At 61.7% G+C, this 21,113-nt stretch carries 22 protein-coding genes; 8 read left to right on the top strand and 14 right to left on the bottom strand.

The features are described 5' to 3' along the window. Positions 1–54: 54 nt before the first annotated feature. On the top strand, positions 55–1,395 hold the full coding sequence (gcvPA, locus tag OPC11_RS03075) for an aminomethyl-transferring glycine dehydrogenase subunit GcvPA (RefSeq protein WP_069451746.1): 1,341 nt from the start codon (positions 55–57) through the stop codon (positions 1,393–1,395). Further along, a complete protein-coding gene (gene gcvPB, locus OPC11_RS03070; RefSeq protein WP_264780975.1) occupies positions 1,395–2,816 on the top strand; it encodes an aminomethyl-transferring glycine dehydrogenase subunit GcvPB in 1,422 nt (473 codons plus the stop codon). Before gcvPA ends, gcvPB begins: the two co-directional genes overlap by 1 nt. Positions 2,817–3,041: 225 nt before the next feature. On the opposite strand, the gene OPC11_RS03065 is transcribed toward gcvPB, so the two are convergent. The 5 genes from OPC11_RS03065 to OPC11_RS03045 all read right to left on the bottom strand — a co-directional run bounded on the left by OPC11_RS03065 (position 3,042) and on the right by OPC11_RS03045 (position 7,734). Continuing rightward, positions 3,042–3,374 (bottom strand): hypothetical protein, encoded by a 333-nt coding sequence (locus OPC11_RS03065; protein WP_264780974.1) that lies wholly within the window; start codon positions 3,372–3,374, stop codon positions 3,042–3,044. A 153-nt stretch (positions 3,375–3,527) separates the two neighbouring features. After that, positions 3,528–3,695 carry a hypothetical protein gene (locus tag OPC11_RS03060; RefSeq protein WP_007977818.1) on the bottom strand — a complete coding sequence of 56 codons (168 nt, stop codon included), beginning with the start codon at positions 3,693–3,695 and terminating at the stop codon, positions 3,528–3,530. A gap of 48 nt (positions 3,696–3,743) precedes the next feature. After that, positions 3,744–4,748 carry a bifunctional oligoribonuclease/PAP phosphatase NrnA gene (locus OPC11_RS03055; RefSeq protein ID WP_264780973.1) on the bottom strand — a complete coding sequence of 335 codons (1,005 nt, stop codon included), beginning with the start codon at positions 4,746–4,748 and terminating at the stop codon, positions 3,744–3,746. A 294-nt stretch (positions 4,749–5,042) separates the two neighbouring features. Beyond that, positions 5,043–6,272, bottom strand: a complete 1,230-nt coding sequence (locus OPC11_RS03050) for an orc1/cdc6 family replication initiation protein (RefSeq protein ID WP_264780972.1) — start codon at positions 6,270–6,272, stop codon at positions 5,043–5,045. Between the two features lie 976 nt (positions 6,273–7,248). Next, positions 7,249–7,734 (bottom strand): pyridoxamine 5'-phosphate oxidase family protein, encoded by a 486-nt coding sequence (locus tag OPC11_RS03045; RefSeq protein ID WP_264780971.1) that lies wholly within the window; start codon positions 7,732–7,734, stop codon positions 7,249–7,251. Between the two features lie 128 nt (positions 7,735–7,862). Between OPC11_RS03045 and OPC11_RS03040 the strand changes: the two genes are divergently transcribed. The 3 genes from OPC11_RS03040 (at position 7,863) to OPC11_RS03030 (ending at position 8,968) form a co-directional block, all read left to right on the top strand. Beyond that, complete coding sequence (locus OPC11_RS03040) at positions 7,863–8,105, top strand: glutathione S-transferase N-terminal domain-containing protein (RefSeq protein ID WP_264780970.1); 243 nt, start codon at positions 7,863–7,865, stop codon at positions 8,103–8,105. Continuing rightward, a complete protein-coding gene (locus OPC11_RS03035) occupies positions 8,102–8,635 on the top strand; it encodes a cob(I)yrinic acid a,c-diamide adenosyltransferase (protein ID WP_264780969.1) in 534 nt (177 codons plus the stop codon). Before OPC11_RS03040 ends, OPC11_RS03035 begins: the two co-directional genes overlap by 4 nt. A gap of 165 nt (positions 8,636–8,800) precedes the next feature. Next, positions 8,801–8,968 (top strand): hypothetical protein, encoded by a 168-nt coding sequence (locus tag OPC11_RS03030; RefSeq protein ID WP_264780968.1) that lies wholly within the window; start codon positions 8,801–8,803, stop codon positions 8,966–8,968. A 38-nt stretch (positions 8,969–9,006) separates the two neighbouring features. Here the strand turns inward: OPC11_RS03030 and OPC11_RS03025 are convergent, their stop codons facing one another. Then, on the bottom strand, positions 9,007–10,149 hold the full coding sequence (locus OPC11_RS03025) for an acyl-CoA dehydrogenase family protein (RefSeq protein WP_264780967.1): 1,143 nt from the start codon (positions 10,147–10,149) through the stop codon (positions 9,007–9,009). 307 nt (positions 10,150–10,456) lie between these two features. On the opposite strand from OPC11_RS03025, the gene OPC11_RS03020 reads away from it, so the two are divergent. The 3 genes from OPC11_RS03020 (at position 10,457) to OPC11_RS03010 (ending at position 13,630) form a co-directional block, all read left to right on the top strand. Beyond that, a complete protein-coding gene (locus OPC11_RS03020) occupies positions 10,457–11,284 on the top strand; it encodes an RIO1 family regulatory kinase/ATPase (protein ID WP_264781327.1) in 828 nt (275 codons plus the stop codon). Between the two features lie 113 nt (positions 11,285–11,397). Continuing rightward, complete coding sequence (locus OPC11_RS03015) at positions 11,398–11,901, top strand: cupin domain-containing protein (protein ID WP_264780966.1); 504 nt, start codon at positions 11,398–11,400, stop codon at positions 11,899–11,901. A gap of 190 nt (positions 11,902–12,091) precedes the next feature. Continuing rightward, positions 12,092–13,630 (top strand): aldehyde dehydrogenase family protein, encoded by a 1,539-nt coding sequence (locus OPC11_RS03010; RefSeq protein ID WP_264780965.1) that lies wholly within the window; start codon positions 12,092–12,094, stop codon positions 13,628–13,630. A 552-nt stretch (positions 13,631–14,182) separates the two neighbouring features. Here the strand turns inward: OPC11_RS03010 and OPC11_RS03005 are convergent. The 8 genes from OPC11_RS03005 to OPC11_RS02970 all read right to left on the bottom strand — a co-directional run bounded on the left by OPC11_RS03005 (position 14,183) and on the right by OPC11_RS02970 (position 21,090). After that, positions 14,183–15,844: a tRNA uridine(34) 5-carboxymethylaminomethyl modification radical SAM/GNAT enzyme Elp3 gene (locus OPC11_RS03005; protein ID WP_007977794.1), complete on the bottom strand. Its 1,662-nt coding sequence runs from the start codon at positions 15,842–15,844 to the stop codon at positions 14,183–14,185. A gap of 143 nt (positions 15,845–15,987) precedes the next feature. After that, the gene (locus tag OPC11_RS03000; RefSeq protein WP_264780964.1) at positions 15,988–18,084 is read right to left on the bottom strand and encodes an OB-fold nucleic acid binding domain-containing protein; all 2,097 of its coding nucleotides are present in this window, start codon (positions 18,082–18,084) and stop codon (positions 15,988–15,990) included. Between the two features lie 271 nt (positions 18,085–18,355). Further along, positions 18,356–18,550, bottom strand: a complete 195-nt coding sequence (locus OPC11_RS02995) for a hypothetical protein (RefSeq protein WP_007977790.1) — start codon at positions 18,548–18,550, stop codon at positions 18,356–18,358. A 66-nt stretch (positions 18,551–18,616) separates the two neighbouring features. Next, a complete protein-coding gene (locus OPC11_RS02990) occupies positions 18,617–18,853 on the bottom strand; it encodes a hypothetical protein (RefSeq protein ID WP_264780963.1) in 237 nt (78 codons plus the stop codon). Positions 18,854–18,968: 115 nt separating this feature from the next. Continuing rightward, positions 18,969–19,232 carry a hypothetical protein gene (locus tag OPC11_RS02985; protein WP_007977786.1) on the bottom strand — a complete coding sequence of 88 codons (264 nt, stop codon included), beginning with the start codon at positions 19,230–19,232 and terminating at the stop codon, positions 18,969–18,971. Between the two features lie 27 nt (positions 19,233–19,259). Then, complete coding sequence (locus OPC11_RS02980; RefSeq protein ID WP_264780962.1) at positions 19,260–19,871, bottom strand: YIP1 family protein; 612 nt, start codon at positions 19,869–19,871, stop codon at positions 19,260–19,262. A gap of 8 nt (positions 19,872–19,879) precedes the next feature. Beyond that, positions 19,880–20,467 (bottom strand): thymidine kinase, encoded by a 588-nt coding sequence (locus tag OPC11_RS02975; protein WP_007977781.1) that lies wholly within the window; start codon positions 20,465–20,467, stop codon positions 19,880–19,882. A gap of 41 nt (positions 20,468–20,508) precedes the next feature. Next, a complete protein-coding gene (locus OPC11_RS02970) occupies positions 20,509–21,090 on the bottom strand; it encodes an NAD(P)H-dependent oxidoreductase (RefSeq protein ID WP_264780961.1) in 582 nt (193 codons plus the stop codon). Positions 21,091–21,113: the final 23 nt, after the last annotated feature.

The raw sequence follows: 21,113 nt of genomic DNA, 5'->3' as shown, positions 1-21,113 counted from the left end.
TCGCGCGAACGCTTTCCTCCCATATTAAAAGGGTGCGCTCCCTAGCCGAAGGCAATGACCGGAGGCAAGGCGAGTACGGGAAGCCCGTACGCACCGCACACGGCCGAGGAGACGGCGGCGATGCTCGATGCGGTCGGCGTCGAGAGCGTCGAGGACCTCTTCGACATCCCCGAACCGGTTCGCTTCGACGGCGAGTTCGGCATCGAAAAGCGCACCGAACAGGCGACCCGCCGAGAGTTACAGCGAACGCTCGGCGAGAACCGAACCCTGACGGAGTTCCTGGGTCGCGGCCACTACAGCCACTACGTCCCCTCGCTGGTGGACCACCTGGCGGACCGATCGGAGTTCCTGACCTCGTACACGCAGTATCAACCCGAAGTCACGCAGGGGTTCCTGCAGGCGCTGTTCGAGTATCAGTCGATGCTGGTCGAGTTGACCGGCCTCGAAATCGCCAACGCTTCGATGTACGACCACGCGACCGCGTTGGCCGAGTCGGCGCTGCTCGCCGCGCGCGTCCGGCAGACCAGCGGTAACCGCGTCCTCGTCCCCGATTCTATCCTCCCCGAACGCCGGAGCGTCCTCGAAAACTACACCGACGGACCGGGCCTCGTCGTGGACGAGTACGCGACGGACGACGCGAACGCCGATATCGACTCCCTCGCCGAGACTATCGACGAGGAGACCGTCCTCGTCTACGCCGAAAACCCGACGACTCGGGGGACCATCGAGGAGAACCTCGCCGAAATCGGCGACCTCGCACACGATAACGACGCGCTGTTCTGCCTCGGCACCGACCCCGTGGCGCTGGCGCTGCTGCAGGAACCCGCAGCGGTGGGCGCCGATATCGTCGTCGGCGACGCGGCCGCGCTCGGCCTCCCGACGAGTTACGGAATGGGCCTCGGACTGTTCGCCACGCGCGAGGAGTTCGTCCGACAGGTTCCGGGCCGACTCGTCGGCGTCAGCGAAGACGGCGACGGCAACCGGGCTTTCACGCTCACGCTCCAGACGCGCGAACAGCACATCCGCCGGGAGCGTGCGACCTCGAACATCTGTACGAATCAGGCGTGGGTCGCCCTCCGAACCGCCATCCACATCGCGTATCTCGGCGCGTCCGGGTTGGTCGAACTGGCCGAAAAGTGCGTCACGATGGCCGACGACCTCGCCCAGCGACTGGACGACATCAGCGGCGTGCAGGCACCGGTCAACGACAGACACCACTTCCGCGAATTCGTCGCCCACACCGACCAACCCGCACCGCCCATCGTCGCGGATCTGGAGGAACGCGGCTTCGCGGTGCACGAAGTCGGCGAACACGAGGTACAGGTCTGCGTGACCGACGTGAACGAACACGCCGTCGATGAGTTCGTTACGCTGTTTACGGAGGTGGCCATCTGATGAACTATACACAAGCGAAGTGGGAACACGACGAGGACGACCTGTACGAGCCCCTCCTCTCCGAGAAGGACGGCGTCGAAGTCGAAATCGAGTCCTCGCTCCCCGACGAGTTGACCCGCGACAGTCTCGACCTGCCCGAACTGTCCGAACCCGAACTGGCGCGCCACTACACCCGGTTGAGCCAGATGAACTACGGCATCGACAGCGGACCGTACCCGCTCGGTTCCTGTACGATGAAGTACAATCCGAAGTTCACCGAGGACGTGGCGGCGCTCCCCGGCGCGAGTGTCCATCCCGACCGCTCCGAGGGGAGCGTGCAGGGCACCCTCGAACTCCTCTACGGATTGCAGGACTACCTCGCCCGAATCGGCGGGATGGATGCGGTCAGCCTCCAACCCCCGGCTGGCGCGGCGGGCGAGTTCACCGGCATCCTCGTGGCGAAAGCCTTCCACGAGGCGAACGGTGAGGGCGACCAGCGGACGGAAATCATCGTCCCGGACAGCGCCCACGGAACCAATCCCGCGAGCGCGGCGCTCGGCGGGTACGACGTGGTCGAACTCCCGAGCGCGGACGACGGCCGCGTCGATATCGAAGCCTTGGAAGCCGCGGTCGGTGACAGCACCGCGCTGTTCATGCTCACGAACCCCAACACGCTCGGGTTGTTCGAGCGCGATATCGAACGAATCGCCGAAATCGTCCACGAAGCGGGCGGCCTGCTCTACTACGACGGGGCGAACCTGAACGCCCTGCTCGGACGCGCCCGCCCCGGCGACATGGGCTTCGACATCATGCACTACAACGTCCACAAGACGTTCGCCACGCCGCACGGCGGCGGCGGCCCCGGTGCCGGACCCATCGGCGTCCGCGAAAAGCTGGCAGAGTTCCTGCCCGCACCGCGGGTCAAGAAGATGAACGGAACGTACGAGCGGTTCGACCCCGAGCGAACCATCGGGAAGGTCCACGGCTTCACGGGCAACTGGCTCGTGTTGATCAAGACCTACGCCTACATCGCCCGCCTCGGCGACGAAGGCCTCTCGGACGCCAGCGCGAAGGCGGTCCTCAACGCGAATTACCTCGCCTCGCAGATAGAGTACGACGTGCCGTTCTCCCCCTTCCATCACGAGTTCGTCGCCAGCGCGGGCGACCAAGACGCCGCCGACGTGGCGAAACGGATGCTCGACTACGGCGTCCATCCGCCAACGACGAAGTGGCCCGAAATCGTCTCCGAGGCCCTGATGACCGAACCGACGGAGATAGAAAACCGCGAGACGCTGGACGAACTCGCGGACGCGTTCAACGCCGTCATCGCGGAGGACGACGAGACGCTCGAAGCCGCACCGCAAAAGACGACCGCGAAGCGCATCGACCAAGCGAGCGCCGCGCGGAACCTCCGCCTCTCCTGGCACTCGCTGGACGACTAATTCCCTCGACTCGCTTCGTATCACAAGTCGTTCCGGCGTCGTCACGTATCACAACGCGTATCGTTCGTTTCCACCTCGGTTGGGAGGTGAACGAAATCCTGAAACCGTTTTGTCTCGTCCTCCTCTTGCTTCTCGCTGGCTGTAACGGCATGGCCACCGACCCGTCTTCGACGACTCACGCTCCGACCAGTCGAACGACGGTCGACACCGTGGTTTTGAACCGTACTACTTCCACGACGACACTCCCGACGAGTCGATAGCCGAGGCGTTCCGCGCCCGCGAGTTCACCGTCGAGACGGCCGACTGGTACGGAACGCCGGCGGCCATGGACGACCCGACCGTGTTCGTCGCGTATCGTGGCTTCCACTGACGCGAATCGTATCGGCGGTATTGGCGTGAAACGTCGATTTCGTATATCTGAATTCGGTTTATCAGTTCCGACCCGACCGACGTGAAACACCGCCGTTCAGCGGTGAGCTGTCGTTGAGCGGGAGAGCGGGGCCTCGTTGGGATGGATGCCATCGAAAAGTGGAGGGGTTGGTCATCAGCGAGAGTCATCAGCGTGAGCCACCGCCGCGTGTGAAAATTGGATTTCCTTTCTCCCGATGAGGAACTTCCCCTTCGACCGAGAGGAAATTCCCCTTTTGGTCGATGAGGAGAGTCGCCACTGAACGGGGAGAAATCGGTGCGAAAATCGAGATTCGGGCCGAATTATGCCGACGCGGAGTCGATATCGCCGTCGATGCGGACGAGTCCGAAATCACATTCCGAGCAGCGCCACTTCGTCTTCTCGCCGAGGTGGAGGTTCGTGCTCGCGCTCCGCCAGAACGTCTGTTCGCTTCCGCACTCCGGGCAGTCGTGCTGCATTTCGAGGCTCATACGTGCTTCTCCGTGACTGACGAAGTTGAAGATACTGGTTTCACCCGGCTAGTCCTCCCCGCGTTCGAGATGCAGGGCGTCGAAAAACCGGTGTAACACGCGCCGGGACGCGAACTGGACGAGCTTCTCGTCGTCGGCATCCGAATCGGCGAACAGGCCGAGCGGAATCTGTGCCCCGGCCATGTCAGCGTGGCCACCCGCGCTTCCGACGTCGCCAAACGCCTGCTGGAGGACGTTGCCCGCGTGAACCCGGGGGTCGATGGACCGCGCACTCATCTCCACGGACCCGTTGACGACGCCGAACACGAGCACCGTATCTACCCCTTCGACGTTGAGGAGGTAGTCCGCGGCTTGAGCGAGCGCGTCGCGCTCGCTCGTTCGCCCGGCCGAAGTGGCGAGCGTCGCCCCTCGTTGGACGCGATTGCGAATCGCCTCGCCGATCGCGTCGACCGTCGCCGGGGAAAACGCCGCACCGTACAGCTCTTCGAGCAGGTCGAGGTCCGCATCCCGACAGACGTAGAGTGCGGCCTCGTACTCGTGGGGCGTCGGATTACGGATGAAGTCGATCCGTTCCCGATGGAGGGCGAACAACAGCGCCGACCCGAGTTGAACATTGACTCCGATGTCGAGGTCGCGCAAATACTCGATGAGGATGGTCGCAGTCGCGCCGTAATCCTTGCGCACGTCAACGAACTCGGCTGTCGGGTTCTCCGTGGAGTGATGGTCGATGACGATATCGGGTTTCACTGAGTCGAGTTCCGTATGTCCCGCCGGTGTCGAGTGGTCGACGAAGGCAACGCGGTCGAACTCCTCGGGGTCGAATGTATCGAGGTGGTCCAACTCGACGTGAAGCAGGTTGACGAACGCCCGGTTCTGCTGGTGGGAAATCGCACCCCCGTAGAAGAGTTCTACGGTGTCGACACCGCTCGACTCGGCGATGACCGAGAGCGCGAGCGCACTGGCGATGCAGTCCGGGTCGGGGTTGTCGTGGCAGACGACCGCGAGCGAGTCGACCCCCGCGAGGTACTCGACTAACTCCTGGGCGCGGGTCATGATAGCCGTTCGACGCGAGACGGTATCAAACCGTGGCTGGGTATCCGGTACCCTCACGAGAAATAAACCACATAGCACGATACAAAATGATCGGGGTCGGACACGGTCGGACGCTGCATTCTCGCCTCACGCATGCCTCACGTACCGGTGTTCCGCGCGTATTCGGTCATGACGCGGCGTTCGATACGAGCTATCGAAGCATCGGCCAAATCCGGAATGTCATCGACGGAGTATCATCGATCGTCCGCCGAATGTCGTCGTTCGTTCCGATGAGTCATCGGGCGCGCTTGCGCCTCAAAAATCGTTCTGACACGCCTGAATGACCAGCTTTGGCTCGTCGTACAGGCTGTTTACCGTGTGTTTGCCCTTTCCCCTCCCGCGTCCTCGCTGGTCCTGTTTGATGAGGTCGAGGAACTCCAACTCGGTGAGCAAATCCCTGACGCGTCGTTCCTTCAGGGGTTCGGAGTCCATCTGTTCACAGATTTGGCGGTAGGAGTGCTGGACGACTTTGTTCGGAATCTCGGGGTCCCCCTCGTTCGACTGTTGGACCTGCGAGGCGAGCGCGAGCAGCACGTAGCGCGCGTGCGGTGGCTGCTTGGAGATGAGTTCCGAGATGCGGTTCGCTCCTTCGCGGTCCTGTGCGACGTCGACGTGTTCGTCCCGGACCACCGATTCGCGTTCCTCTTCTGCGACTTCGCCAGCGAACCGGAGTACGTCTATCGCTTTGCGGGCGTCGCCGTGTTCTCGTGCCGCCAGCGCGGCGACCTTCGGAATTACGTCAGTTTCGAGGACGCCATCGACGAAAGCGTCGCGCCGTGATTCGAGGATTTCTCGGAGTTGCGTGGCGTCGTACGGCGGAAAGACGTAATCGCGTTCACAGAGGCTGCTTTTCACGCGCTCGTTCAGTTCGTCCTTGTACCGTATCTTGTTCGAGATGCCGATGACGCCGAGGTTACAGTCGTCTATCTTCCCGGCCTCGTTCGCGCGCGAGAGGTTCATCAGGAGGTTATCCCCGGCGGTGTCGCCGCTCTTGTCGCCGATTCCTTCGAGCTTGTCCACCTCGTCGAGGATTATGATGGCGACGTCGTACATGCTTTCGAGGACGGTCCACAGTCGGTTGTAGTACATCGAGGTGCTGATTCCCTGCTCGGGAATGGTCGTCCCGCTCCGTTCCTCGTCGTTGAGTTGCGCGGCGATGGATTGGACGACCTGCGTCTCGGTCGAATCCTGCAGGCAGTCGATGTAGGCGAAACCCGCGTTGACGTCGTTTCGACCGGCGCGTTGCATCATCTGGCGGCTGATGAATTTCGTGCAGAGGGATTTTCCGGTGCCGGTCTTCCCGTAGAGAAAGATGTTGTTGGGGGTGTTCCCGTTCAGCGCGGGACGGAGCGCGGTACCGAGCCGTCGCAGTTCGTCTTCACGGCCGATGATTCGGTCGCCGTCGGGGAGGTGTGAGACTTGCAGAAGCTCCTTGTCGTTGAAGATTGCCGTATCGTCTCCGAAATAGTCCACTGACTCGGACATCTATAGAATCGTATGTCGGGAGAGATTATATAAACGTACCTCCTCATTGCCGCTGTAAATTTAGTATACCGACAGTAGAACGGTTCTATGGCTTATTCCTAACCCCTCGTTGCCGTTGTAACGACACCGGATTGCCGCTGTAACGGCCGTCCACAAGCGACGAGAGGACACCGCATTGCCGTTGTAAAGTCCGGCTTTGTTTAAATATGTGTGGATTTGGATTGGCACTGAGACACCCCGTGTTGCCGCTGTAAGTTGGGGGGTGTGGGGTGGACGGGAAGGAGGGGTGTGTTCGTGCACCGATAAACGAAAAACGGAGAAGTAGAGTGATTAAAAGGGCGAAAAACCACTTTCTCTCGTTCCGAGTCTCACAACCATTCGCTCTGAGTGATGTGGAATTTCCGCTGGAGTAAGAACGCGACCGAGTCGCTCCCTATGGTTTGCGACTCTTCTACGGTGCAGTTAGGAGATTGGCTATTTAGTTCTATTGTTCTCACTGTAGCAGGAATTGCGTGCACCGAGCAGTATGGTGTTCGTCGAACATCGAGTAGTACGGTGTTCATCGAACTGTGCTCATTAGTCTCGTCACCGTTCATCGGTGCCGCCGTCCTCCCGACGTCACACCATCGTCGCATCATCCCCATCGTCACCACGTCTCCACCGTCACATCATCCTCCCGATCACAACTGGTTGTTATCGTTACTATTTCATCAGCACACCATCCGTCAATCTTATATCTATTCGTCCAACATTCGAATCGATATTTCACGACGATTCTCGACGATTCACACTACACTCCCCCTCTACCGCCCTCTTACAGCGGCAACGTGGGGTGTCGGACGACCATCTCTGAAATCGACAACTCCTCTCGACAAATCAACAACTTCTCCCGACAACTCACCTCGATATTCCCCCTCCCATTTCACAACCATCTCTGGAAATATGACGGCCTCCGAACTCACGACTGTTCCCGGAACTATCCGAACTGCCACTTCGTGGCGTCGTTCGGGTAGTCGCTCCACGCGTAGACGGTTTCCGGTTGCACCGTAAAGAACGGCGCTCCGTGGTGAATCCCGTATTTTCCTTGATAGGCCGAATCGAGTCTGTCTTCGAGGTCCGTATCGGTGACGCGCTCCGCGGTGCCTTCGATGATGACGACCGCTTCACCACTCTCCCGATGGACGACGATTCTGGAATCCAACTGGAGATTTCGAACCCAGCGCGTCCGTTCTCCGCCGCCGCAATGAACGGTGTCATCGACCCAGACGCCCCAGACGGGGCGGGCGTGAGGGTGGCCGTCCGGTCGATTCGTGCAAATCCAGTAGTACTCGTCGTTCGCCATCTGCTCGCGCACGAACGTCCACGAGAGCATCCCCGCCTCCTCGTCGGGAATGCCATAGCTCTGTTCGGTCCGTGGCCGACTCCGATGGGAGTCGAACTCCTCGACGTCGTTCCCCACCATCGACGGACATACGACACGGATGGGCAAAGAGGTATCCGCCACTCCGCAACGATAGTCCACTCCGCAACGATAGGGTCGTTCACTCCGCGACGATAGCTTACTTTACGCTCGCGTTCCATTGCTCGCGTATGAGTTCGATAACCCTGTACTCGCTCGACGGCTGTCCGTTCTGTGAGAAGGTGCACGACGCGCTCGACGACGCCGACATCGCGTACGAAACCGAGTGGGTCGAGCCGCTCCATTCGGATCGAAACGAGGTCAAACGCGTCAGCGGTCAGCGCGCCGTTCCCGTTCTCGTGAACGAGAATTCGGGCGTTACGATGGCCGAAAGCGACAAAATCGTCCAGTACGTGGAGCAGTCGCTCGCATGAAGATATACACCGGACGCGGCGATGCGGGCCAGACGGACCTGCAAGACATGTCCCGCGTCTCGAAAGCCGACCCGCGAATCGAAGCCTACGGCACGGTGGACGAACTGAACGCCCTCGTCGGTCGCTGCCGACCGACGGGCCACGACGACGTGGACGACCACCTCCGCGAAATCCAGAATCACCTCCACATCGTGCAGGCCGACTTCGCTAACCCGGACCCCAACGAGGACGACCCACAGGTGAAAGACGAGCACGCCGACCTCCTCGAATCGTGGATGGACGCCTACGACGAAGAGCTGGACCCGCTCACATCGTTCATCCTCCCCGGTGGAGGCGAACCCGGGGCGAACCTCCACCACGCCCGCGCCGTCTGCCGCCGTGCCGAGCGCCGGGCCGTCGCGCTGGCGAGCGAACAGGACATCAACGACGCCGCCGTCACCTACCTGAACCGGCTTTCGGACGCGCTGTTCATCTTCGCCCGCGTCGTGAACAAACGCGACGGGGAGCGCGAAGAGAGCCCGTCGTACTGACGGACCTTCTTTTACTACCGCGTCCGATATTCACACGAAAGAGTGTTCAATCTACTCACAAGATTATGCCTCGAAACGAGAATCGTGGCGATATGCCTCCCGAATTCTTCACCCTCTTCGTGGTCGTCTTCGTCGCCATCGGCGCGTTGAACGTGTAGAAACCCCGTGCGATGGCGTGACACCAGATGCGAGTGCGATACGGCGCGAAAGGAGAGATACGGCGCGAAAGGAGACATCGTGTTCAGCGATACGCGCAACATGCTCCAGCGATTGGTGTCGCTCATCGTCCTCGTGGTCGGCGTCTGGACGATGCTCTCGTGGGGAGTCTGGTAGAGTAAAAACAGCTTCCGACGAAGATTCTTTTGCGCGACTTACAGTCCCAGCTCGCGCCCGATAACGAGGTGCTGAATCTCGCTGGTACCCTCGCCGATTTCCATCAGTTTCGCGTCGCGGAGGAACCGCTGCGGGGCGAAATCCTCGGTGTAGCCGTAGCCGCCGAGAACCTGTACGGCGTCTTCCGAGACCTTCCGCGCGGACTCGCTGGCGTCGAGTTTCGCCAGCGCGCTCTCGTGGGAGACGGAGTTGCCTTCGTCGTACTTGCACGCCGCTTTGTGGGTCAGCAGGCGCGAGCGCTCGATTTTGCGGTCCATGTCCACGATTTTGTTGCGGATGGCGTCGAACTTCGAGATGGGCTTGCCGAACTGCTCGCGCTCCTGACTGTACTCGTGGGCCGCCTCGTAGGCACCCTGCGCGATGCCGGTTGAGAGCGCGGCGATGCTAATTCTGCCGCCGTCGAGGGTCTTCTTCGTCTGTTCCCAGCCGTCGCCCTCCTCGCCGAGCAGTCGGTCCTCGGGAACGCGGCAGTCGGTGAACTGGATTTCACAGGTGGGCGAGGCGTTCAGTCCCATCTTGTCCCAGACGGTCGTGACCTCGAAGCCGTCGTCCTCTTCGGGGTCCACGATGAACGTCGAGATGCCGCCGTAGCCCGCGTCGGAGTCCGTGACGGCCTTCACGAGGACGCTTCCCGCGACGCTGGCGTTCGTGATGAACTGCTTCGTGCCGTTGATGACCCACTCGTCGCCGTCCTTCTCCGCGGTGGTGTCCATGTCGCTGGCGTCGGAGCCGGAGCCGGGTTCGGTGAGCGCCCACGAGCCGAGGTATTCGCCCTCCGCGAGCGGCGTCAGCCACCTCTCTTTCTGTTCTTCGGTGCCGAACATCTCGATTGGTTTCGACGCCAGCGAGATGTGCGCAGCATACGAGAGGCCGATGGACCCGGACACGCGACCCAGTTCCTCCGCGACGAGGGCGTACATCAACTGGTCGCCGCCCAGTCCGCCGTACTCCTCGCTGACGGGAACGCCCATCATGTCGAGAGCGGCGAGTTCGTCGAAAATCTCCGCGGGGAATCGGTGTTCGGTCTCTATCTCCTGTGCAATCGGTTCGATTTCCTCGTCACAGAACTCCCGAACGGTGTCCCGCACCATCTTGTGTTCGCCGGGAAGGTTGAAATCCATGCGCAATTTTTGCGCGGGTTTGGCTATAAAGACACCGCCATGTCTTCGACATGGCGAGCCTTCAGTCGCTCCGCTCCTGAAGACACCGAAGCAACGTACGTTGCTTCGAGCCTCCGCTCGTTCCACTCGCGGAGACACCGCTACAGCGTAGCTGTAGCGAGGTCCCGCTCACTTCGTTCACGGGACCACCGCAACGGCGTTGCCGTTGCGAGCCCCCACTCACTCCGTTAGTGGGGACACCGAAGCACAAGGGAAGGGTCTCGTGCAGCGAGTGACTTTATCAATGGGGGGGACTAACCAACCCCCGATGGGTATTCGGCGACTGGTTCGTGGCACGATAGAGTGGCCGCGCATCGAGGCGGTCATTCGGGAGATTGCGGAACGGTACGACCGCGAGGAAGTTCGCGTCGAGTTCATCGACGCGGATAACTGGCTCTCGACGCCGTGCGTCGTGGACGACGAGTGGTTCGTCAAGATAACGACGGGGCAGAACTCGCTCGTGCACGCGCTGTTCACCAGCGCCCGAAACCTCGGCGCGTTCACCAGCGGCACCGAGGGGTTCTTCGAGCACTTCGCCGGGCCGGAGGAGATGGCCGAACACGAATTGGAAGCCACGCGGAAGATGCGCGAAATCGGGCTGAACGTCCCGGCACCGATAGAGTCGTTCGAATACGACGACCTCGGCGTGTTAGTGATGGAGTACCTGCCGGACTTCGAGACGTTCGAGCAGATGCCCGAGACGGAAGTTCGCGCGTACGCTCCGAACCTGTTCGCGGCGCTGTCGCGCATGCACGAAAACAATCTCGCACACGGCGACCTGCGCGGCGAAAACGTCCTCGTTGCGAACGGGGAGATATATTTCATCGATGCGACCAGCGTGAACGGGGAGCGAATCGACGAGGCGCGGTCGTACGACCTCGCCTGTGCGCTCGCCTCGCTCACGCCGCTCATCGGTGCTCGTGACGCCGTGGTAGCCGCCCGGGAGCATTACACGGCCGAAGAACTCCTCGCCGCCCGCGAGTTCCTCGACTTCGTGAACATCCGCCCCGACCACGATTTCGACGCCGCCAGCGCGAAGGGGGAGATCGAAAAGCTCGCCGAGACGGAAGACAGGGAAGAACGGGAAGCCAGCTAATCGCTCGCCAGTACTTGAACGGGAAGCCAGCTAATCGCTCGCCAGTACTTGAACGGGAAACCAGATGATCGCTCGCCGGTGCCTTCTTGTTCGCACTCCGCGAGCGGACGGATATGACCGACGAGCGACCGCGAATTATCAACGAGTCGAATCTCGATTGGGAGGAAAAATCACACGGCCAGGATTTTCACGCGCGCCGAAAACGACTCGGAGCGATGGCTGGCGGCGAACAGTTGGGGTGTAGCCTCTACGAACTTCCGCCGGGCAAAAAATCGTGGCCGTATCACTACCACACCGGCAACGAGGAGGCAATTTTCGTCCTCGACGGGAACGGAACGCTCCGAACAGAAGACGAGGAGACAAGCCTCGAAGCGGGGGATTACGTCGCGTTTCCGGTCGGCGAGGAGTACGCCCGTCGGGTCGTCAACGATTCCGACGACGAACTTCGCTACCTCTGTTTCTCGACCATGCGCGAACCCGACGTTTCGGTGTATCCCGACTCGGGGAAGTTCGGCGTGTTCGCGGGGTCAGCACCGGGGGACCACGAGGGTCGAACGTTGGCCGGGTACTTCCCGCTCGATGCCGAAGTCGGGTACTGGGACGGGGAAGACGAGTAGCGGAACGAAACGGGGAGACGAATAGTGGAAAAACGGGTCGGAAGGAAGAGAGAAACTTCGGGGAAGGAAGAGAGGAAAAATACGATGTGATGGTCGTCGCCGGTTATCACATCGGGCCGATAAAACCCGCTTCGTTCGTTAGGAATTGGGAGTCTTTTTTAGCGTACCCGTCCGAGTTCTTCTCGAAGATATGAGTCAACAAGCCAGCGAGCAGGTTTACAGCCACTACATCGGCGGCGAGTGGCACGACGGCGCGGGCGATGAGACGTTCGAGAGCGTCAACCCGGCGACGAAGGAGTCGCTCGGCGAGTTCCAGCGCGGGACACCCGAGGACATCCAGGCCGCCCTCGACGCCGCGGAGGAGGCGAAAGAGGAGTGGCGCGACCTTTCGTACGTTAACCGCGCGGAGTTCCTCTGGGACATCTACCACGAACTCCGAGAGCGAACGGACGAACTCGGCGAAGTCATCACGAAAGAATGTGGGAAGGAGATTTCCGAAGGGAAGGCCGACGTCGTTGAAGCCGCGCACATGGTCGAGTGGGCCGCGGGCAACGCCCGTCACCCGCACGGCGACCTCGTACCGAGCGAGATTCCGAGCAAGGACGCCTACATGCGCCGCAAGCCGCGCGGCATCATCGGTTGCATCACCCCGTGGAACTTCCCGGTCGCCATTCCGTTCTGGCACATGGCCCTCGCGTTGGTCGAAGGGAACACCGTCGTCTGGAAACCGGCCGAGCAGACGCCGTGGTGTGGGCAGATAATCGCCGAGATGTTCGAGGACGCGGGCATCCCGGACGGCGTGTTCAACATGGTCCAAGGCTTCGGCGACGCCGGAAACGCCATCGTCGAGGACGAGCGCGTGGACACCGTGCTGTTCACCGGTTCCTCGGAAGTCGGTCACAAAATCGCGGGCAAAGTCGGCGGCGAACCCGGAAAACTCGCGGCCTGTGAGATGGGTGGCAAGAACGGCATCGTCGTCACCGAGAACGCGGACCTCGACGTCGCCGTTCACAGCGCCATCATGTCCTCGTTCAAGACGACGGGCCAGCGTTGTGTCTCCTCCGAGCGCCTCATCGTCCACGAGGACGTCTACGACGAGTTCAAGGAGCGCTACGTCGCAACCGCGAAGGAAGTCTCCGTCGGCGACCCGCTCGACGAGAACACCTTCATGGGACCGATGGTCAACGAGGAGCAGGTCGAGAAGTTCGGCAAGTACAACCAACTCGCCAAGGACGAGGGCGCGAACGTGCTCGTCGACCGCGAGGAACTCGACGACGACGAAATCCCGGACGACCACGAGAAGGGATTCTGGGTCGGTCCGTTCGTTTACGAAATCGACTACAGTCCCGACCTGCGCTGCATCCACGAGGAAGTGTTCGGCCCGCACGTCGCCCTGATGAGTTACTCGGGTGACATCGAAGAGGCAGTCGAAATCCACAACGACACGCCCTACGGACTGGCCGGAGCCATCATCAGCGAGGACTACCGACAGGTCAACTACTTCCGCGACAACGCGGAGATCGGCCTCGCCTACGGCAACCTCCCGTGCATCGGTGCGGAGGTCCAGTTGCCGTTCGGCGGCGTGAAGAAGTCCGGCAACGGCTACCCGAGCGCCCGCGAAGCCATCGAGGCGGTCACCGAGCGAACGGCGTGGACGCTCAACAACTCGAAGGACATCGAGATGGCACAGGGCCTCTCGGCGGACATTAAGACTGAAGACGAAAACTAACCGGGATGAGTCGAGCGGTGCGAGACGATTCCCCGTAGTTTTCGTCTTCACAAAGGACGAAAACTAACCGGGATAAGTCGAGCGGTGCGAGACGATTCCCCGTAGTTTTCGTCTTCACAAAGGACGAATAAACAAGCCCAATTTTCCGATTCTCTTCGAAACCGAGCGCTGTCGCTGACGTTCGAGTTACGACGCGGAACGAGACCGCTCTCGAAGAAGATAGTGTTTCGATAGGAGACGCCGTTTCGGTTTTGACTTGCGAAGGTGGAAGACGGCGAGAGGCGAGACGGGTGGGTGGTGGCTTCCGGAAGCCAATGTGGGTCCGACCAGTTCCCACGCGACGAAGCGCACAGTCCCAGTTGTTGCCAACACACGACGAGAAAAGCGTCGCATACTGGCGTTTATCCCTTTTTTCTTCTCGGTTATAAATCTGTGCAACTCGCGCCGCTCTTTAGGCGGTCGTCGCCACCGACGAACGACGTGGCTGGACGAGGGTCCATTTTTGACGCATCGAAAACGACAGCGAGGCGCAAAGCGTCTCGTTCCGGGCGACTACACCTGCTTGCTGACGTACGGGCCGTCCTGGTGGTAGCCCAACTTGTTCCGGTAGTACTCCCGCGCGCCGATGCCGGAGATGACGCTCACCTTGTCGTAGCCCGCGTCGGCGGCGATTTCCTCGGCCTTTGCCATCAGCTTCCGCCCGTAGCCGCGGTGTTGGTGCTGGGTTTCCTCGCTCGCCGCGCCGACGCCGACCTCGCTGCCGTAGACGTGAAGTTCGCGGACGACGGCGGCGTTGTCGAGTTCGCGGCGTACCGGGTCGCCGGGGAAGCGAAGGCGACAGAAGCCGAGCAGGAGATTCTTGTCAAAATCTTCGAAGCTGATGAAGTGCTCCGTGCCGCCCGCGGCCTCGTAGGTCATCACGTCGAGTTCGACGTTCTCGGGTTCTTCGTCGTTCATGCCGACCTCGCGGCAGCGGATGCAGTCGCACGTCCAGCCGTGTTCTTCCATCCGCTGGCGGGCGAGTTGTCGGAGGTTGGACTTCCACACGCCGCCGTCGATGAAGTCCGCCGGGATGTCGCGTTGGACGCGCTGGAGGCGGACGTACTTCGGAATCATCGACTTGATTTCCGCGACGAGTTCCGCGGCCTCCTCGTTGCGGAGCGGTTCGTACTCGCCCTTGTACCACCAGTCGTAGGTCGCGGTGCCGCGGACGACCAGCGTGGGATAGATTTTGAGGTAGTCCGGCTTCCACTTCTCGTCCTCGAAGATTCGACGGAAGTCCTCGACGCACATCTCCTTCGACATGCCGGGTTGGCCGGGCATCATGTGGAAGCCGACCTTGAACGCCGAGTCTCGGAGGCGCTGATTGGCTTCGATGGACGCTTGTGCGCCGTGGCCGCGGTGCATCTCGCGGTTGATGCGCTCGAAGGTGGTCTGGACGCCGACTTCGACCTTCGTCCCGCCCAACTCGAGCATCCGGTTTATCTGCTCGGGGTCACACCAGTCCGGCTTCGTCTCGAACGTCGTCCCGATGTTGCGGATGTCGCCCGTCTCGTTCTCCGCGATGACGTCCTCCAGATATTTGAACTCGTACTCGTCGGGATTCTGGGCGAAGCTTTCCCCCTCCGCCGGTTCGGGTTCCTTGTCTACGTCGTAGTCGTTCATCGCCTCCAGCGCGCGCTTGACGAACCACTCCTGATAGTCGTGGCTCCGGGCGGTCATCGTCCCGCCCATCAGGATGAGTTCGACCTTATCGACGGGGTGGCCGATTTGGCGCAGTTGCTCCAAGCGGAGCGTCACCTGCCCGTACGGGTCGTAATCGTTCTGCACGCCTCGCGCCGCCGCGGGTTCGTGGCCCGTGTAGCTCTGGGAGGAGGAGAACTCCGAGGACGGACCGCCGGGGCAGTAGAGACATTTCCCGTGCGGGCACTGCTCGGGGCTGGTCATGATGGCGATGGGTGAGACGCCCGACGCGGTTCTGACGGGTTTGCGCCGCAACACGGCTTCCAGTTCCTCGCGGCGCTCGTCCGGCGCGTGATCGAGAATCTCGGAGTTCTTCGGCACTTTCGGCGACGAGTACTCCGAACAGGCGTCGAGTTTGGCGCTCTCCACGTCGTCGCGCTCCACGTCGCCCGCGAGGATGCGGTCTATCAGCTCCTCGCAAACCTGCTCGAACGCCTCCGTCTCCGTGGCGTCCGGCGTCTCGGTACTCATTGCTACGTAATCGTCGATTCCGCCGGATAAGCGTGTCGTCTACGACCGATTCCGTGGTGGACGAAGGGAACGGTGGTGATCGAGGAAGTGAGGGCAGAAAGAGAAAGATGAAGAGACGAACGTCCGCGCGAACCGGCGGTTCCTTAGTTCAGCTTTGCGCTGACGGCTTCGATGACCGCATCGAGCGCCTCATCGCGCTCGCCGCGGAGGAATTCGAACTTGCCGTCGCGGGTGCCGACGGGGACGATTCCGGCTTCCGGCGCGCGGTCGCGCACCGAATCCGCGATGTCGCGGACGTTGATGGCACCGTCGCTTCGGATGTGAACTTCGTCGTCCGCCAGTCCGAGGGTGACGTTCTGGCTGCCGGGCTGGCCGGTCATGTCGCGGCGGTGGAGCGCGTCGAGGAGGACCGACGACGACGGGAAGTCGAAGCGGTGCGTGTAGGCGTCCGTGTCGAGGACGGTGAAGGTGACGCCGTTCGCGCCGCGGACCGTGAGGTTCGGCTCCGCGGTGTCGAGTTCGTTTTCGAGCTTCTTGCGGAACTGCTCGCTGACGTGTTCGGCGAGGTCGCGCTTCGCGTGCTCGAAGAGGAGGTCGGTGATGAGTTCGCGTTTGTCCTCGTAGGACTGGTAGTAGGCTTCCAGCGCGACCGCCTCGCGGAGCGCGGTGACGTGGGCCTCGTCGTAGCCCGCGTCCGTCGCGAGTTCGACGTACTCGCTCGGGGTGTCCTCCCAGTAGCTGACCGCCGGGAGGTGGGACACGTCGTCGCGCACCTCGTCGTTGACGTGGGCCGCGACGTTCGCACCGAGGACGCCCGCCGTCACGCTGTCGCCCGACTCACCGAGGTACGGATTGACGACGCTATCCGCGGTTTCGGCGACGTCGTCGTCCGGGTAGTGCGTGTCGATGACGACGTGGGGCGCGCCGTAGATGTCGAGGAGCGAGAGTCCGTCGCTCGATTCGACGGTGCTTCCGGCGTCCACGAGGACGAAGAGGGGGAGTTTCTCGTCGTGGCGCTCGCGGTTGTCGAGCATCATGGTCGCGTCCTTCGTCGCGTCCTGCATGTCGTAGAACCCGTCTTCGAGCGGTCGGCGGTCGAAGTAGTGGTACTGGGCGTCGCTTCGTGCGTGTTCGTCGCGCACGAGCGGGAGGACGGCGCGTTCGATGGCCGCACCGGCGACGTAGCCTTCCGCACTCGCGTTGTGCCGGACGATGACGGGGCGGGACTCGATGACCGCGCGGCGAATCGTACTTGCGGCGTCGCGGATGTCCTCGTGAATCGCCTCGACCGCGGCGTCGTCGGCGAGCGGTTCGACGTCGGCCGGGCGGGCTTCGTCTTCGAGCGCCTTCGCCAGTCGGTCTTCGACGGTGGCTTTCTCGTCCTCGGTGAGCGCGTCGAGCTGTTCCGTCTCGACTTGGAGTTCGTTGTTCCGGAGTTCGACCTCGCCGGTCAGTCGGGCGATGTCGCCCGTATCGACTTCGGGGTAGGCGCGAACGCCAGCCTCCTTGAAGGCGGCACAGTCGACGACGGCGGTCTCGTCGCGGAGTTCGAACACCGTCGGACCGCTCGTCTGGCTCGTGCTGACGATTTCGCCTTCGATTCGAACGCGGTCCCCAACGCGGTCGCCCAGCGTTTCGATGGCGACGCGTTCGGGAACCTCCATCTGGGAGGACACCGTGGCGCTTCCGACCGCGTTCCCGGAGCCGTCGGTCGTCGCCGACGGGTCCGACGAGCGTTCGGGCGTGGGTTCGGATTTCGGTTCGGCGTTCGATTCGGATTTCGACTCGGTGTTCGAATCGGAGTCGGATTCGTCAGCGGCGGACGAGTCTTCGGTTCGCTCCGCGTCGTCGCCCGCGTCCTCGTTCGGGAGGTGAACGTCGGTCCCGTCTTGGATGAGTTTGCCGCGGAACTCGCGTTCCGATTGGCGGATCGACCAGCTGAGGTCGACGTTGCCGTTGTCGCGCACGCCGATGACCTCCACGTACACGGTGTCGCCTTGGTCCCAATCCAGACTCTCCAGTCTGCGGTCGAGCTCGCTCTTGTGAAGCAATCCGGTTACGTGGTTGCCGATGTCGATGAAGACGCCGAAATCGGCGAAGCCGTCTACGGTACCTTTGTAAAATCGTCCCGAGGTGAGCTGTTCCGGGCTGCTACCTTCGAATTCAAAGAGAACGTCCTGCTCGTGGCTCGAACAAATCGGGCCGTCAGCAGGCGTCCCGCAAATGACGCAGTTACCCATTTATACTGGCAAAGAATAGTCCCGGCCTAAAACGGTTGTCGAATTCCCGACGCCGTTCTCGGCCCGTCACGCCGGGCCGACCGACCCGGAGGCCCGTGCAATGGGCTGGTTGAAGAAACATTATTCAAACAATATTTTTAAATATAAAATCAACTTGTGGATTCGAGAACGAACGTACTGTAACGGATGGGGCTGTTCGTTGTTCGAAATTATTATTCATACTGTTTGGAACGCCGAACGCGACGCGACCGACCGTGCGCCACCTGTCGGCTTAGTAGTAATAGAACGAAAAGTCGTCGCCGCAGTGATGACAGTGAACGAGTTTCCCCTTCAACTGGTCGTCGTCGGACGACGCTTCGACGCGTCTTCGACGGCCGAGGTCCACGTTCGCTGCCGAGCCACAGTGCGGGCAACCAATGCGCATGGCTGACTGGGACATGCCCACGACTTCGACGATGAAAGCCATAGTTATACTCCGTCTAATCACGTGACACTGTGTATTGCTACCATGCAACAACATCCTACGGGTCCGTCAGTCCCGTTCGCGGTGTCGGTGGCCGAAGACGAGCGCCACCACGTTCAACAGCAGCAGCAGGAAAAACGTCTGTTGTTGACCGGCTGTGTCGAGCCCATTGACGAGGAGCGGCACGTAGAGGAACGGCAGCATGACCGCCGCCCAGAAGCCGATAAAGCGTATCGAGGAGACGAACGAGTGGGGGGACGAGAGATGCGTCTCGTCGCCGTCCACGTCGTTCGAATCGGTAATCATGGACATGTGAGTCGTACCATGCTACTATCTACCACGATATTATTATTTGTCCCCTAACGAGCCGAAAAGATAGTACACGATGAGCCGGACGGTCGGATGGCCGTCCGTTCCGTCGCTATTCGAAGACGGGGCTGTCGTCTTCCAGTCGCTCGATGTCCGCCGCTATCTTTCTAACGTCCTCGGGAAACAGCGAGACTTGCACCTCGTTGCCGTCCTCGTCCTCGAACACCAGTTTCACGCGCTTGTCGCCGAACTCCCGTGCTTCCGCCGATTCCACGTCGAACAGCTTCGCCGTCGCTTTCTTGTTCGTCGGACCGACGTTCTTCAGCGAACCGTCCTTCAGTTCGACCATAAAATCGTCCAGCCGTAGGTTGAGCATACCGTCGATACGGCTTCCGTCCCTTAATTACCACGGGACGGCGCTCGCCAATCCGGGAACCGCGACCACGAGGGCGCGGAACCCGCCGAAACCGTAGCCGAACACGACTGCGGCCGGGAGCGCGCCCACGACCGCCGCGCGGAGGTAGGACGTGTTGTGAACTTCGCGCATCCCGATGACGAGCAGGACGGCCCCGTAGACCGTACAGGCTGTACGTAGCTCCGGGATGGGAAGTCCGGCCAACAGGCAGGGTGCGACCGCGTACCCGAGGACCTGTACCGTCTCGCTGATGCCGCCGCGTTCGGGAACGAGCAGCATCAGGATGACCGTCTGTAACGCCGCCGTCAGGTGGAGGACGGCGGGCGCGATGAACAATCCGACCAACGCCAGCGCGAGGAGTTTCGTGAGGAGCGGTCCTCCCGCGATGGTGCCGACTGTCAAGTCGCCGGTCGCCATCCGCGTTGCGACCTCTATCAGCGTTACGAGGACGCCGAACACCATTCCCGGGGCTTGGTCGCCCGGCGCGACGCCGGTTCGGAAAAAGCGGCGCGGCCGCACGAGAACCTCTATCCACGCGCGGACGATAGCCTGCGGTCCGCGGTCGCGTCCACCGGTCGGATTTTCGACCCACTGCGTCACGGTTCCCTCTACTCGCTCCGAAGGGTATGACAGTTCCGACACCGCGCTTCGTAGGACTCCTGTGCCCCGACCAGAATCGTCGGGTCGTCCACGTGCGCCGGTTCGCCGTCGATGAGACGCTGATTTCGCGTCGCGGGTTCGCCGCACGTCGCACAGATTGCTTGTAGTTTCTCGACGTACTCCGCCAGCGCGATGAGTTGCGGAACCGGGTCGAACGGTTCGCCGCGGAACGTCTGGTCGGTCCCGCTGACGACGACGCGTCGCCCGTCCTCCGCGAGAAATTCACAGACCGAGACGAGTTCCTCGGAGAAGAAGTTGGCCTCGTCGATGGCGACAACCTGTTCGCCGTTCAACCCGTCGGGAATCGACCACACGCCGTCGTCGTCCGGTTCGACGACGGTCGCTTCCCACGAACTGCCGTCGTGCGAGCCGACGGTATCCTCGCCGTAGCGGTCGTCCAGCGCGGGCTTGAACACCGCCACCTCTTGCCCCGCGATTTCGGCGCGACGAAGCCGCCGAAGTAGCTCCTCCGTCTTCCCGGAGAACATACAGCCGGTGATGACCTCGACCCACCCGCTGTTCGTGATTTTGTGCATGCTCGAATGGCGCTCAATCCGACGGCAAAAGGATTGCTCATTCAATCGACCGCGCCGATATTTTCCCCGCTCTCGAAACTCTCCGGGCAGGGTTCGATGTTCGCGTACAGGACGATCTGTCGCCCGAGCGCGACGACCCGGCTTTCCAACTCCGCGTCGGTGAACGCGCCGTTCACCACCGCGCTGTGCGAGCGCGGTATCGCGGCCTCGTAGGGGAGCACCCACGCGTCCAGCGCCCGACAGACCGACCGGAGGTGGTCCATCGCCGTGATGGGAAATCGTCCGCCAGCCACCGCGAGCAAGCCGACCGTTTTCCCCTCGAACTCGTCGAACCCGCAGTAATCGAGCGCGGTCTTCAGCGGCGAGGAGTACGACCCGTGGTACACCGGCGTCCCGAGGATGACCGCGTCCGCCTCGCGCACGCGACGTTTCAGTTCCGCGGCGTCGCCAGCGTCCCGGTTCGAGGGGTCGAACAGGGGCAGGTCGAACTCGCGCAAGTCGAGCAGTTCGCCGGTCCCGCCCTCCGATTCCACCCCGACGAGCGCGTTTTGCAGCGCGACCCGGGTGGTGCTCTTCTCGTTGAGACTGCCGCAGATGGCCACGACCCGGAGTTGGTTCGTCATACCATGACATGGGTGCGCCAGAG

This window comes from Haladaptatus sp. T7 (assembly GCF_026008575.1).
Classification (GTDB): Archaea; Halobacteriota; Halobacteria; order Halobacteriales; family Haladaptataceae; genus Haladaptatus; species Haladaptatus paucihalophilus.
Note: the sequence above shows the minus strand (reverse complement) of the source record. Positions and strands in the feature narration are given on the sequence as shown.

What these genes read in the sequence shown, in the direction of transcription:
- gcvPA (WP_069451746.1), top strand. Translation starts at nt 55, where the DNA reads ATGACCGGAGGCAAGGCGAGTACGGGAAGCCCGTACGCACCGCACACG.
- gcvPB (WP_264780975.1), top strand. Translation starts at nt 1,395, where the DNA reads ATGAACTATACACAAGCGAAGTGGGAACACGACGAGGACGACCTGTAC.
- OPC11_RS03065 (WP_264780974.1), bottom strand. Translation starts at nt 3,374, where the DNA reads ATGACTCTCGCTGATGACCAACCCCTCCACTTTTCGATGGCATCCATC.
- OPC11_RS03060 (WP_007977818.1), bottom strand. Translation starts at nt 3,695, where the DNA reads ATGAGCCTCGAAATGCAGCACGACTGCCCGGAGTGCGGAAGCGAACAG.
- OPC11_RS03055 (WP_264780973.1), bottom strand. Translation starts at nt 4,748, where the DNA reads ATGACCCGCGCCCAGGAGTTAGTCGAGTACCTCGCGGGGGTCGACTCG.
- OPC11_RS03050 (WP_264780972.1), bottom strand. Translation starts at nt 6,272, where the DNA reads ATGTCCGAGTCAGTGGACTATTTCGGAGACGATACGGCAATCTTCAAC.
- OPC11_RS03045 (WP_264780971.1), bottom strand. Translation starts at nt 7,734, where the DNA reads ATGGTGGGGAACGACGTCGAGGAGTTCGACTCCCATCGGAGTCGGCCA.
- OPC11_RS03040 (WP_264780970.1), top strand. Translation starts at nt 7,863, where the DNA reads ATGAGTTCGATAACCCTGTACTCGCTCGACGGCTGTCCGTTCTGTGAG.
- OPC11_RS03035 (WP_264780969.1), top strand. Translation starts at nt 8,102, where the DNA reads ATGAAGATATACACCGGACGCGGCGATGCGGGCCAGACGGACCTGCAA.
- OPC11_RS03025 (WP_264780967.1), bottom strand. Translation starts at nt 10,149, where the DNA reads ATGGATTTCAACCTTCCCGGCGAACACAAGATGGTGCGGGACACCGTT.
- OPC11_RS03020 (WP_264781327.1), top strand. Translation starts at nt 10,457, where the DNA reads ATGGGTATTCGGCGACTGGTTCGTGGCACGATAGAGTGGCCGCGCATC.
- OPC11_RS03015 (WP_264780966.1), top strand. Translation starts at nt 11,398, where the DNA reads ATGACCGACGAGCGACCGCGAATTATCAACGAGTCGAATCTCGATTGG.
- OPC11_RS03010 (WP_264780965.1), top strand. Translation starts at nt 12,092, where the DNA reads ATGAGTCAACAAGCCAGCGAGCAGGTTTACAGCCACTACATCGGCGGC.
- OPC11_RS03005 (WP_007977794.1), bottom strand. Translation starts at nt 15,844, where the DNA reads ATGAGTACCGAGACGCCGGACGCCACGGAGACGGAGGCGTTCGAGCAG.
- OPC11_RS03000 (WP_264780964.1), bottom strand. Translation starts at nt 18,084, where the DNA reads ATGGGTAACTGCGTCATTTGCGGGACGCCTGCTGACGGCCCGATTTGT.
- OPC11_RS02995 (WP_007977790.1), bottom strand. Translation starts at nt 18,550, where the DNA reads ATGGCTTTCATCGTCGAAGTCGTGGGCATGTCCCAGTCAGCCATGCGC.
- OPC11_RS02990 (WP_264780963.1), bottom strand. Translation starts at nt 18,853, where the DNA reads ATGATTACCGATTCGAACGACGTGGACGGCGACGAGACGCATCTCTCG.
- OPC11_RS02985 (WP_007977786.1), bottom strand. Translation starts at nt 19,232, where the DNA reads ATGCTCAACCTACGGCTGGACGATTTTATGGTCGAACTGAAGGACGGT.
- OPC11_RS02975 (WP_007977781.1), bottom strand. Translation starts at nt 20,467, where the DNA reads ATGCACAAAATCACGAACAGCGGGTGGGTCGAGGTCATCACCGGCTGT.
- OPC11_RS02970 (WP_264780961.1), bottom strand. Translation starts at nt 21,090, where the DNA reads ATGACGAACCAACTCCGGGTCGTGGCCATCTGCGGCAGTCTCAACGAG.